The following is a 12,999-nucleotide window of genomic DNA, read 5'->3' on the forward strand; positions in this document are numbered from 1 at the left end:
CTAACATTGCATTAGAATATTTTCTAACATAGTTTATTATAGGTATTGAATAAATTTTCTGTATAATGTATCATTTACTTAACACTACTTAGGAGGATGAGAAATGGAGAATAGTATTGCATGTAAAATTCAATATAATAAAGCAGTAGAATTCATTACATCAATTTTAAAATATAGCAATAATAAAACACGCCAAGTCCACTGGAATACTCCAGAGTTAGAAAAAGACGTTGCAAAAGATATTATGGATTTTTCACCCAATGAAAAGGTAAAAGAATGGCTAAAATATGTAGATAATAATATATCACCTTTTTTACGCAGCGATATAATATTTGTGACAAATGATACCTATAGATTATTAGACGTTTGTTTTCATCTGATTCTAATGGAAAATATAAAAGAACCTCTCGCCCTAATAGAGTCATTGAAATCATTAGATTTATTTACTATGGTCAAGATTGCCTACAAATTTTATGAATTGGATACTTCATTAGATGATGATGAGAATTTAAAACTTGCCTTAACCGAGAATTTTTCTGACGAAATAGCCTCTTCTTTTCTACATTTTAAAAATCATCCAAAACAATACCTAGATAGGTCAATAGATGTACTCACTATTTTTTATGATCAATTCTATAAACCTTTTGAAGAAAATATTTATAGCTATATGAAAGAAAGACTTGTTTTTCATAATGAATTATTTCAAAAAGACCCTGTCTATTTTATAAATACTATAGGTATGGGTGACTATTCTAAAGCTATGGCTCTTCACAATAATATCATTATCTATATGAGTTTTTTTATTGATGTGGGACTTCTTTATTTTACATTTGAAGATACATTAGTTATGTATTGTGGTCAGACTATTGAACATCGATTTGAAAACAGAAAAGCATTGGATACCTACAAAGCATTATTTAAAGCATTGTCTGATGAAAAAAGAATTGAAATTCTAAAAATGACATCCAAAAAACCATGGTATAATAAGGAACTGGCAGACTATTTTAATCTAACTACTGCTACACTCTCCTATCACCTAAATTTATTGCTAGATTTAGAAATACTAAATTTTGAACCTAGTATTATAAATAATAGATATTACTATACAACAAATAAAGAAAATCTTCAGAAGTTATTTGATGCAGCTTTAAAGGATTTATTAGAATGAGTCATGGAATTCTTCCATGACTCATTGTTCAAATATGTAATTATATGGTAAAATAGTAATATATTGAAAGTGGGAGGTGTGTCTTTTGCTAAATTGGCTAGACAGATATAATAATAAATATGCAAAATTCTTAAAAGAGTTTTTATTTAGAATGAAAGATGATAGTGTAACAGCCATAGGTGCACAACTATCCTATTTCTTAGTACTATCTATTTTCCCATTTCTTATATTTTTTCTGAACATATTAAGCTATACACCTATTGCTAGAGAAGATGTATTACATAGCATAATAGTATTATTACCTCTAGACACCCAAAGATTAATTGCTACTTTGGTAATTGAAACTATAAATACCAGTAATCAAACCTTACTTTCCTTAAGTGCCATAACTGGTATATGGGCTGCCTCTAAAGGCATAATGGCACTTATTAGGGTTCTAAACAAGGCATATGATGTTGAGGAAACTAGATCTTATCTTGAACTTCGGGGATTGGCTGTATTATTTACTATTGCATTATTGGTACTCTTGGTTATAGTACTTCTTACTTTGGTCTTTGGTGAAGTTTTAGGAAATAAATTATTTGACTTTTTAGGCATTACACAAAAATTCATTATATTTTGGCAATATTTTAGAGTAATTATATCTCTATCCTTTATGGTTCTTATATTTGCTTTATTATATAGATATATTCCATCTATCAGAAATGGTAAAAAAATAAATTTCAAACATGCAATGCCTGGAGCTATTTTTGCATCTCTTGGATGGATAATTACATCTACTATATTTTCTTATTATGTAAATAATTTTGGCAACTATGGAAAAACTTATGGCAGTCTAGGCGGCATAATAGTTCTATTAATATGGCTTTACATAAGCAGTATAATAATTATTATGGGTGGAGAAATAAATGCAACTTTAAAATCAATGGATAATTAGAGAAACGGGGACAGATTATTTACTGTCCCTTTATTTTATTCTTTTATTATATTATCAAATTTAATCATGGCTAACGAAGAAAGATTTACGTTAATTATTCCCTCTTGAGTACAAATTCCATTATGTGGATGATATAAAGGTATACAGGGTGCATCATCAGATATTATACTTTGTATTTCTTTATAATATTCCAATCTTCTCATTGGATTTACTGTAGCCTTTGCTATTTTGAGTAATCTCATAACTTCCTCATTACTATATCCACTGAAATTAGATGCACTATCTATTGAAAATAATGGTTCTATAAATGAAGATGGCTCTACTGCGTCTGCATACCACCCATACATATATAAATCATATCCCTTATACAAATTAGCTGAATTTGCAAATTCTTTACTTGATATCTGATTATACTTGCATTTAATTCCTATATTATTTAAATCCTCTTCCACAAATTTAAATAATGGATGAATACTCTCACCACATAAAATATTTAACGGCTGATTTAGATTCACATTGTTCTGTTTTAATATTGATTTTGCTTTTTCAGGATTATATTCATAACCTCTTACATGATCACATGGTATTAGTCCCGATGGTATCATACATTTTGCCTCAGATGCAAGTCCTCCTATGAGTTCATCTATAATCCTTTTCTTATTTATAGCATAGTTAAGGGCTTGTCTCACTGGCTTTGAAGTATAATGAGAATCCTTATTTTTCATCTTAAATCCTAAATACAAAGTCGCTAATAATTCGGTGCTTTTAAAACCTTTAAAATACTCTGTTTCCTTTAATCTATCTAATTCTCGCTTGCCTTGAACTACATAGAAATCATATTTTTTATTAATAAAATTATCCAAAGGACTTCTATCACTACTTATTATTTCCATAATATCACAATAGGGTCTTCCGCCTATATAATTTTCAAAAGCTCTTAATCTATAGATATTATCATTATAACTTTCTATTTTGTAAGGACCACATCCTACAAAATTACCCTTGTCTAATTCCTCTTGATCCATTACTGCGCAGGAAGTCTGTGATAGAAACATTAAAAATCCACTAAAAGGCACTGATAGCTTAATAGCCAATCTATAATCATTTAGTACCCTTATCCCTGTAACTTCTTTTGCCTTCCCATCAATATATTCTTTAGCTCCCTCTATATAATCTATAAACCAAGTATTAGGAGATTTAAGCTTTGGTGACAGCATTCTTTCCAATGAATATTTTACATCTTTACTATAAATCCTTTTACCATTGTGGAATGTAGCATTATTTTTGAGATTAAATATCCAGGTGAGATTATCATCCTCTACATACCAATTCTTAGCTAAAGATGGTAGCACATCACCTGTTTCGCTGGTAGTCAATAGTCCCGTATGTATATTCATTAAGAACCTAATATTTTCCATGGCATTTGCCATTGCTGGATCAAGTGTAAATATAGGTTCTGATAAATTATGCCTTATTACAATTTCCTCTTTATTATCAGCTATTTCACCAATTAACTCATTTGTCATTCCATTTAATAAATTTGCTACTTGCTGTAATGCCATCAAAGCAGCTTTAGTAAATTGTGTATTAATCAGTACACTCTCTACCATAGACATGGACTTGTCAGATATATTTGACATTGCATCTGTAGAATTTACTATTTCTTCTAAGCTATTTGTCTGCACTGATATGGCATTATTTATTTCGTCTATAGTTTCTAACATTGACTCTATGGCCATTTCAATTTTCTTAAATGAGAGATTTGATTCTTCTGCAATCTCAGAACCTTCTATTATTTTTTTATTACTCTTCTCTATAGCATCTATAGTTCTAGCCACATTTACATTTATATCCTTAATTATAGATGAGATATCATTTGCAGATTTTGCACTTTTATCTGCTAATGCCTTTACTTCATTGGCTACAACTGCAAATCCCCTTCCAGCTTCTCCTGCTCTAGCAGCTTCTATAGCGGCATTCAAAGACAATAGATTCGTTTGATCAGCAATATCCTTAATTATGTTTAATATACTATCAATTTGAAAAGCAGATGATTTTAATCCGTTTATTTCTGTCATTACAGAGGCAATTGACTGTTTTATTTCCTCCATTGATCGAATTGTATTATGCAAAGCCCTGCTGCCCTCATCTACAACCACAAGAGTATCTTTCGCTGTTTCATAGGATGTGCTTGAGCTTGCATTCAACTCTTCAGCCATAGCTGAATAATTATTTATCTCTTCAACTACCTTTGAAATAAATGCCATTTGTTCTTCTACCTTTATTGATAAGGCTTCTATTATATTAGTTAAGCTTTCCGTTTGATTGTTTGAATCCTGAATCTTTATATTCAGATTGTACAATAAATTTTCTTCATTTTGTTTTATCATTGCTAATTTTAAAGACTTTATAATCACTTCTTTATCCGCATTTACATTAATTTCTTCAATACTTTCTACCTTCTTAGAGTTCCATCCATTTCTCCATTTCTTAATCATGGCAACCTCCTATGTTAGAAATTATTCTTATATGTTAGAATTATATCATAATGGCTTTGTAATTAAAAGGAAATATAAGGTATATGTCTTTAAAATTAAGGCTTAATAATTGATAAAAGGACAGAAATTCTGTCCTTTTATCAATTACATTTCAAATTTAGATACTAAATCTCTTAACTCCATAGCTAATTGAGATAAACTTTCAGAGGATGAAGCAATTTCTTCCATAGAAGCTGTTTGCTCTTGTGTTGCAGCAGATATATTTTGAATACTATCATATATACCTTTAGTCATTCCTTCAATAGATACAGCTGAATTTACTGCATTCTCAGTTCCTTCTGCTACCTGATTTATAGCCTTAGTTATATTTCCTACTTGTACCACTACCTTATCTATGGCTTCTGATATCTGGTTAAAATATTGAATAGCTTCACTTACAGTATTCATACCTTTTTTAACTTCAGAATTACTTAATTCCATATTATAATTGGCTTTACTTATTAGTGCATGATTTTTTTCTATTATATTGTCTATTTTCCCTGTAGATATTCCTGTCTCTTCTGCTAGTTTTCTAATCTCATCAGCTACTACAGAGAATCCTCTTCCTGCCTCTCCCGCCCTTGCCGCTTCTATTGCAGCATTTAAAGCCAGTAAATTTGTTTGTTCTGCAATAGATCTAATAACATTGATTATTTCATCCATTTCATGAGAACTGTTATCTACTTCTTCTAAGGATTCTTTTACTTCTTCTGAGCTTCTTACAATATTATTCATCTGTACATCAGTTTCTACCATTTTTGTTTTCCCAATATTAGTCTTTTCTGATACCTCGTTACCCAAATTATATATTGAATCAGCATTGTTGCTTATCTCTTGGATTTGAGCAGCTATTTCTTCCATATATGATGTAACACTTAAAATCTCATTTAATTGGTTTTCAGAGCTCTGAACAATTTCACCGGAACTTTCAGCCATATTCGCAGCGGCAGATGTTGATTCCTCAGATATTGCAGTTAATTCTTCTGAAGAAGAAGCAACTTGCTCGGCAGATTCATTAATTTGGGTCGCAAAATTTCTTAGATTTTCAATTACAGTATTATTTGCACGTCCCATTTCTCCTATTTCATCTTTTCTATTTAAGATTTTAATATTTACATCTTTTTTGATATTTAATTCTGCTACTTCTTTCATATGTTCAGTAATTTTCCTTATAGGATTAACAATAGCATTACTTGAAAATATTGAATATAATGCTCCACAGATTAGGGCCAAAGCTGTAATACCAGTCATATAAAGCCTTAATTGCTCTATATCCTTTGCCATTTCTTTTACATCTATAGCCACAGCTACGGACCATCCATTATATCCTAATGGTGTATAGCTAGCGTATCTCATTCTACCATCATAATAATATTCATCTACGGATGATTCTCCATTTACCATCATTTGAAAAACTTCTGTTAGTCCTTTAAGTTCTGGGACATCTTTCATTTTTTCTATTGTAATATCTCCTGATTCAACAACTTCTTTAATATGATAGGATATTAGTTCTCCTTTCTGGTTAATTAAAAAAGCATCACCTGTTTCTCCAAAACTTATTCCATCAATAATACTATAGATTTCTTCTGCAGGTTTAGCACCTATTAATACTCCAACTATTCTGCCATTATATTTAATTGGTGTAGAAATAGGTAATACATCTGATCCTGTTATCCTACTTTCAGTAGCTTCTAACATAGTACTTTTTCCAGTCTTAGCAATTTTAAAATGTTCTCTATCTGATATATTTAGAGTTTCACCATTCTCTAATTTTATATTACCATTTAAATCTGCTATATATAATTCTTCGTATTTCATTCGTTCCTTTTCTTCCTTTAATGCTTGAAACTTTTCTTCCCAACTTATTTCTGGATTAGATATTCTTGCATGACTAGCTACACCTTCTATAGCAACTAAAAACTTATCTATCTTTTCATCTATTAATCTTGCGGAATCATGAGCTCTATTGGTTAAAATCTGATCCATATGATTGCTTATACTTTTGCTAAAAAGTATATAAGATATAAATGCCATAGATAAAGATACGACTAATAAAATTAGTACGTTTGATAAAAGCATTCTTGTTTTCAAAGTGTTAAAGTTGATAATACCTTTTTTTTGCTTCTTCTCTTTCTGCATTCTCCCATCTCCTTGTCTAACTTTTATTATACTAATATGGGATACATAAAATTATCTTATATCCCAAAACATTGTAACATTTTTTCACAAATTATTCCATTTTTTTCCATATTTATCTTTTTGCTATATAGATATATAATAGGCTTTATTATAAAATAAGACTTTCTTATCAGATTAAGAAATATAAGAAAAGAGAGGTTTTATTTTTATAAAAATACAAATAAATGACATACAAATAAATAGTTAATTTTTTCCACCATATGTCGATAAATATAGTAGAGGTGATAATGATGAAAGTTGAAAATATACAACCAACTCAACCTATAGTTCAACCTGAAAAAGTGGAGTCTGAAAAAAAGACTACAATAAAATCAGAAGTAAAAGAAACTCCTGCAGCAGTTTATGAAAAGACAGAAAACAAAGAGACATCTCATGTTTATGACAAAAATACAGTAGCTAAATTAAAAAGAGACAGCCAGCAAGCTCATGCTCATCTAATAAGATTAGTACAGGAAATGCTTAAACGCCAAGGAAAGACTTTGGAACTGCTAGGTGAAAATGAAATTGTAGAAGTAGATGAAACTGCAAGAATTGAAGCACAAGCACTAATAGGACCTGATGGTCCACTTGGAGCAGAAGCTGTAAGCCAAAGATTAGTAGATTTTGCAATCGCTATCTCAGGTGGAGACAAGTCTAAAGCGGAAACTCTTAAATCTGCTATTGAACAAGGCTTTAAAGAAGCAGAAAAAATACTAGGTGAACTTCCAGAGATATCAAAGGAAACCTATAGATTAACTATGGAAAAATTTGATGCTTGGGTAAATGAAGAATAAAAAAATACATATCCACTGGACAACCAGTGGATATGTATTTTTCTATTTTATCTTATTTAATTTTTATAAAAAACATTATATCCTTTATAGGTCATGTATATATCAGCTTTACTTGCAATTTCATATGGAGCATGGACACTTAGTAACGGTACTCCACAGTCTACTACCTCCATTCCATAATTTGCAAGTATATAAGCGATGGTTCCTCCACCACCTTGATCAACCTTTCCTAATTCTCCCATTTGCCATACTACATTATTATCATTGAATATCTTTCTGATTTTACCTAGATATTCGGAATTAGCATCATTACTTCCGCCTTTTCCTCTAACACCAGTATATTTTACTAAAGTTATTCCATTCCCTATAAAAGGCGAATTCTTTCTATCTAAAACCTCAGGATAGTTAGGATCAAAACCAGCCAATGTATCAGCCGAAAGTACACAAGAATTTGCTAATGCTCTTTTTACTATAAGCTCTGAATATTTTTCTTCTATAATATCTATTAATTCTGAGACTGTATTTTCAAAGAATTTTGATTCCATGCTTGTATTTCCTACACTGCCTATTTCTTCTTTATCTACAAATAGAGCAACAGCTGTTTTATTTGGAGTGCCTATATCTAATATTGCTCTTAAAGAAGTAAATGCACAAGCCCTATCATCTTGTCCATAGCCTCCAACCATACTTCTGTCTATGCCTACATCTCTCGATTTTCCTGCAGGCACTATTTCAAATTCTGCAGTAGTAAAATCTTCTTCTATGATTCCATATTTTTCGTTGAGTATGTTTAATACATTTAATTTAACTTTCTCACTTATCTCTCCATCTTTATAAGGAATACTACCTATTAAAATATTTAATCCTTCTCCCGTAATTCCTTCATCCATTTTCTTTGCCATTTGATCTTTAGCTAGATGTGGAAGTAAATCAGTTATGAAAAATACTGGGTCATTTTCATCTTCACCTATAACAATATTAACTTTTTCTCCATTTGATTTTACTACAACTCCATGTAAAGCTAGCGGCAATGTTACCCATTGATATTTTTTTATTCCACCATAATAATGAGTTTTTAATAGTGCAAAATCTGAATCCTCATAAAGGGGAAATTGTTTCAAATCTATTCTTGGAGCATCTAAATGCGATCCAATTATATTCATTCCTTTTTCAAGTTTTTCTTTTCCTAATACAAATAATACAACTGATTTATCTTTGTTATTTGCATAAATTTTCATTCCATGAGTAGGCCTTATACCCCTTTCTCTTATTTCATCTATTGATATATAGCCATTTTCTCTAGCTACTTTTATTATTTCCATTGCTGCTTCTCTCTCTGTTTTTCCTTTATCCAAGAAATCCTTATATTCTTCATTTATATCGAAGATTTTCTCTTTTTCACTACTATCTAATGTTTCCCATACATTTTTCCATTTGTGAGTTAATTTTTCTTGTAGCTTTTTTCCTTCTGATTTATTAGTCATTTTTACCCCTCCATAATATCTAGATTATTTATTCATAGCTGCTTCTATTTCTTCCACAGTTTTTATGATGTTTTTAGATAAATTCTCACATCCATTTTCCGTAATTAACAAATCATCCTCTATTCTTATTCCTATTTCCTCTTCTTCAATATAAAGACCTGGTTCATTAGTTATAATCATACCTGGTTTTAAATCAATATTATATATTCCTACATCATGTGTATCTGCTCCTAAATAGTGTGACACTCCATGAAAATAGTATTTTGAAATTTCTCTATCCTCATTTATTAACCCTAATTCTTTACATCCTTCTGCTAATACCTTTTTAGCAATTTCGTTTAATTCTTTATAAGGAAGCCCTGGTCTTGCTGCTTCTTCAACAGCTTTTTGTGCCTTTAAAACAATATTATAAATTTGTTTTTGTCTTTCAGTAAATTTACCATTGATAGGGAATGTACGGCTTATATCTGCATTATAATATCTATATTGTGCTCCCAGATCAAATAATATCAAATCCCCCTCTTCTGCTTTACAGTTGTTCTGGGAGTAGTGAAGTATGGTAGCATTTTTACCTCTTGCAGCGATTGTTTCAAAGGCTCTATTGGTTATTCCATTTTTCTTCAAAGTAAAATCAAAATATGCTTCAATTTCATATTCCATCATTCCTGGTTTAATATTGTCAAGCATATTCATAATTCCTTCATTAGTTACTTCTATTGCCTTTTTAATTAACTCAATCTCTTCATCTGATTTTATCATTCTTAACTCTGCAATATCATAATAAATATTTTTAATTTGTATATATGGATATTTTTCATTAATTATCTTAGCAAAGTTTTGAGCCTCTGTCATTGATGTATTAATTTCTTGTCTTTCTAAATCCAAGTATATTTTTTCTATTCTATTTCTGCTTAAGATAGATCCTATAGCTCCCTCAAAATTATCTAAGTATTCAATGTTATCTATTCCCGATAATTCTATTGCCTCTTCAGAAGTAATCGTAGCCCCTACCCACTTCTCCATAATTGGATCTGGTCTTTCTATAAATAGTTTCTCTGAAATCTTTCCATCAATTTTGCTCACTAAAAGAATTATTTTACTTTGATCAATACCCGTTAAATAATAAAAATTTCTATTTGGTATAAATTGATAGAGTTCATCAGCAGATTTATATGGTGCTGTCCCTGCAAATAATAATAAAACACTATCATTATTTAACCTTTCTTCTAGTTCTTTTCTATTCTTGGTGAAAAATCCTTTGTCCATATCCATCCCCCCATTATTTATAATTTTATTAGCTTTGATATTTGCAATCTGTAATATTAAACAGCTATATCTTTGATTATATGTTAGTAAGGGAACAAATTCAAATATAACTTTCATAATATGAGAATTTTTCCAAAATAATAGAACTAGCTTTACTAGTCCTATTATAATAAGATATATTTCCTGCTCTTTATCCTTTATATGCCCTTAACAAAAGTTATTATCTCAGTTATAAATTCTTGGTTCAATGGTAAATCAGGCTTACTATAAGTAGCCATATTCCCTTCTTTATCTGTAGGTGCATCCTTTAATACATGATTCATTCCTTTAACTATAACTAACTTACTATCAGGATTTCCTTCATGTAGAATCTCTGCATCTGTTACTTCAACTTGAATATCATTATCTCCTTGAAGAATTAATATAGGTACCTTCACATTTGCAATTTCTGCCACAGGGTCGTATTTAAACCAAGAAATCATATATGGTTGAACACTAGGTCTAAATAAGGAATATAATTCTTGCGGAGGATTAAATATTAAATTTCCTTCTTTTAATGTATCTAACAACGGAAGACTCTTCTCATATATATCTCCTGACTGATTTTTTAATTGTCTTTTCAATGTATCATAAGCAGAATACCCCATACCAGACACTGAAATGAATCCTTCAACATTAGACTTATAAGATGCTGTAGCACCAATTAATGCACCTTCGCTATGACCTATAATTATGACTTTACTAAACCTTTTATCTTCTCTTAATTTATTCACCCATCTTACAACATCATCTATATAATCTTCAAAGATTAAATCTTCTTCCTTTTTAACTAAAGGCTTACTTTCTCCAATTCCTCGCTTATCATATCTAATAGAAGCTATTCCTTCTTTCGCTAAAGACTCTGAAATCATCTTTAAACTATTATTTTTTCCAGCTAATGGATTGTTACCGTCTCTATCTGTTGGTCCAGACCCAGCTATTATTATAGCTACTGGAAAATTATTTCCTTCCTTAGGTAAAGTTAAGGTTCCATATATATTTCCTTCTGCAACCTCTAAGTTATATTCTTCCTCTATAAATTCCGTTCCTATTTCATCATTATCATTATTCTTCGTACAACCTGTAACAGAAGTTAAAATAAGAATTATCATAAGAAATAAAGTAATTCTATTTATTTTGTTCATGGAATTCCCTCCATTAATAATATTTGTTATATATATTGTATAACTAATATTATTGACTTGCAAGATTATTTTATATTTATAACTTTATGAATTAATAAAAAAGGACAGTAATGAATTAATTTTCAAAACTATCCTTATATTTTAACCTATTTAATTAACCATCCGCTATATATAACAAATACAGCTCCATATACAAACTTTGAACATACTGCCAGTTTCTCTATTTCTTCTGGTTTACCCAACTTTCCTAAATGCATTACTATAAGCTTCTTCTTATATGAAACTTACTTTTTGTATCTATTATTTTATCTATCGCCCTAGAAATTTCTTCTTTATCTAGTTTCTTAATTTTATTATCTATATAAGAAACATATCCATCTTCCACTAAACAATTAATACTTTTCAGTGTTACTCCTGTTGCGGTGATAATATCTAAAATAGTGGCATCAGGATGCTTCCTTATATGCTCTATGATTAGATCATGCTCTCTCTCTGTTTTTTTAAAACAATCCTCACAATATGATCTTCCATTTCTATCAAAGAATTTCCCACATCTCTTACACATTTCATATGCCATGAAAATCACCTCAAGTAAATTATATCATAGAATTCAATAAATTCTCTCATTTTATAAGATTTGAAACTTAATACCTATATAGGTTGGTAGAAATAAATTAATCCCCTATATAAATTCTTTTCTTTTATCCAATTATCTAAGGAAAACATCTCTTTTTGTCCCCAATTGGACGTAATTATATAATTAATACCTTCTAAATCTTTAACATAGCCCGTAATAGTCACCCAATGATATCTGAGGTTTTTGATTTTGCTATTCCAAGTAAGCATTAGTACTGGTGAATCTATCATCAATCCTTCTTTAATAAAATTTATGGCAGTATCTACATCCTTAGGCATAGATAGACTTTTGGCATCTAGGATAACCCCCTTAGATTTAGCAAATGATTTCAATCTTTTATTTAATTTTCCTAAACTAGGTATACCAAATATATTAGGTTTAACATATCTATAAATTTCATCAATAAATCTAGTGAATTCAACTCTTGAAAGACCCGGATATCTATATATATCCTCTAACCCCTTCCTATACATAGCCATATGGATCAAAGCATTTCCAGCAGCAGTTACACCACAAGACCTATCTGCCCAGAATTTAGTTCTCAGCTTCTCCATATATAGCCACTTTTGAAGTCCACCATAATATAAATTATTAACTTTGACAAAATCTTCATGGTCTGTTAGATATGCTTCTTCTATTATATTTTCTTTTACTGTTGTATTAAGATTAGTCAAGTATGTTCCTCCATTCAACTTCTGAAATTCACTTTCTATTCATTTACTTCTTTCTAATTGTATCATATAGCTGAATGTAGATACATGTTTTTTTGAATCCAATTATATCCTATTTGCTTATAAAAAAAGAACAGAAAATC

At 30.0% G+C, this 12,999-nt stretch carries 10 protein-coding genes; 3 read left to right on the top strand and 7 right to left on the bottom strand.

Annotated features, from left to right (window positions below; translation table 11 throughout):
* Positions 1 to 103: 103 nt before the first annotated feature.
* Both RDK80_RS09135 and RDK80_RS09140 read left to right on the top strand, forming a co-directional pair.
* Positions 104 to 1,168, top strand: a complete 1,065-nt coding sequence (locus RDK80_RS09135) for a winged helix-turn-helix domain-containing protein (RefSeq protein ID WP_094904299.1) — start codon at positions 104 to 106, stop codon at positions 1,166 to 1,168.
* Between the two features lie 85 nt (positions 1,169 to 1,253).
* The gene (locus RDK80_RS09140) at positions 1,254 to 2,105 is read left to right on the top strand and encodes a YihY/virulence factor BrkB family protein (protein ID WP_216554848.1); all 852 of its coding nucleotides are present in this window, start codon (positions 1,254 to 1,256) and stop codon (positions 2,103 to 2,105) included.
* A 35-nt stretch (positions 2,106 to 2,140) separates the two neighbouring features.
* Here the strand turns inward: RDK80_RS09140 and RDK80_RS09145 are convergent, their stop codons facing one another.
* On the bottom strand, positions 2,141 to 4,603 hold the full coding sequence (locus tag RDK80_RS09145) for an ABC transporter substrate-binding protein (RefSeq protein WP_308524103.1): 2,463 nt from the start codon (positions 4,601 to 4,603) through the stop codon (positions 2,141 to 2,143).
* Positions 4,604 to 4,747: 144 nt separating this feature from the next.
* A complete protein-coding gene (locus RDK80_RS09150) occupies positions 4,748 to 6,781 on the bottom strand; it encodes a methyl-accepting chemotaxis protein (protein ID WP_308524104.1) in 2,034 nt (677 codons plus the stop codon).
* 290 nt (positions 6,782 to 7,071) lie between these two features.
* Between RDK80_RS09150 and RDK80_RS09155 the strand changes: the two genes are divergently transcribed.
* Complete coding sequence (locus RDK80_RS09155; protein WP_094904305.1) at positions 7,072 to 7,614, top strand: hypothetical protein; 543 nt, start codon at positions 7,072 to 7,074, stop codon at positions 7,612 to 7,614.
* Between the two features lie 56 nt (positions 7,615 to 7,670).
* On the opposite strand, the gene RDK80_RS09160 is transcribed toward RDK80_RS09155, so the two are convergent.
* The 5 genes from RDK80_RS09160 to RDK80_RS09180 form a co-directional block, all read right to left on the bottom strand.
* A complete protein-coding gene (locus RDK80_RS09160; protein ID WP_308524105.1) occupies positions 7,671 to 9,098 on the bottom strand; it encodes an aminopeptidase in 1,428 nt (475 codons plus the stop codon).
* 24 nt (positions 9,099 to 9,122) lie between these two features.
* Positions 9,123 to 10,364, bottom strand: a complete 1,242-nt coding sequence (locus RDK80_RS09165; protein WP_094899673.1) for an aminopeptidase P family protein — start codon at positions 10,362 to 10,364, stop codon at positions 9,123 to 9,125.
* A 197-nt stretch (positions 10,365 to 10,561) separates the two neighbouring features.
* A complete protein-coding gene (locus tag RDK80_RS09170; protein ID WP_308524106.1) occupies positions 10,562 to 11,548 on the bottom strand; it encodes an alpha/beta fold hydrolase in 987 nt (328 codons plus the stop codon).
* A gap of 259 nt (positions 11,549 to 11,807) precedes the next feature.
* The gene (locus RDK80_RS09175; RefSeq protein ID WP_094899663.1) at positions 11,808 to 12,125 is read right to left on the bottom strand and encodes a hypothetical protein; all 318 of its coding nucleotides are present in this window, start codon (positions 12,123 to 12,125) and stop codon (positions 11,808 to 11,810) included.
* A 74-nt stretch (positions 12,126 to 12,199) separates the two neighbouring features.
* The gene (locus tag RDK80_RS09180; protein ID WP_216554827.1) at positions 12,200 to 12,859 is read right to left on the bottom strand and encodes a hypothetical protein; all 660 of its coding nucleotides are present in this window, start codon (positions 12,857 to 12,859) and stop codon (positions 12,200 to 12,202) included.
* Positions 12,860 to 12,999: the final 140 nt, after the last annotated feature.

It is taken from the genome of uncultured Tissierella sp., from assembly GCF_902479755.1.
Taxonomy (GTDB): Bacteria; Bacillota; Clostridia; order Tissierellales; family Tissierellaceae; genus Tissierella; species Tissierella carlieri.

Coding starts and splice junctions, on each gene's coding strand:
- RDK80_RS09135 (WP_094904299.1), top strand. CDS start 104: ATGGAGAATAGTATTGCATGTAAAATTCAATATAATAAAGCAGTAGAA.
- RDK80_RS09145 (WP_308524103.1), bottom strand. CDS start 4,603: ATGATTAAGAAATGGAGAAATGGATGGAACTCTAAGAAGGTAGAAAGT.
- RDK80_RS09150 (WP_308524104.1), bottom strand. CDS start 6,781: ATGCAGAAAGAGAAGAAGCAAAAAAAAGGTATTATCAACTTTAACACT.
- RDK80_RS09155 (WP_094904305.1), top strand. CDS start 7,072: ATGAAAGTTGAAAATATACAACCAACTCAACCTATAGTTCAACCTGAA.
- RDK80_RS09160 (WP_308524105.1), bottom strand. CDS start 9,098: ATGACTAATAAATCAGAAGGAAAAAAGCTACAAGAAAAATTAACTCAC.
- RDK80_RS09165 (WP_094899673.1), bottom strand. CDS start 10,364: ATGGACAAAGGATTTTTCACCAAGAATAGAAAAGAACTAGAAGAAAGG.
- RDK80_RS09170 (WP_308524106.1), bottom strand. CDS start 11,548: ATGAACAAAATAAATAGAATTACTTTATTTCTTATGATAATTCTTATT.
- RDK80_RS09175 (WP_094899663.1), bottom strand. CDS start 12,125: ATGGCATATGAAATGTGTAAGAGATGTGGGAAATTCTTTGATAGAAAT.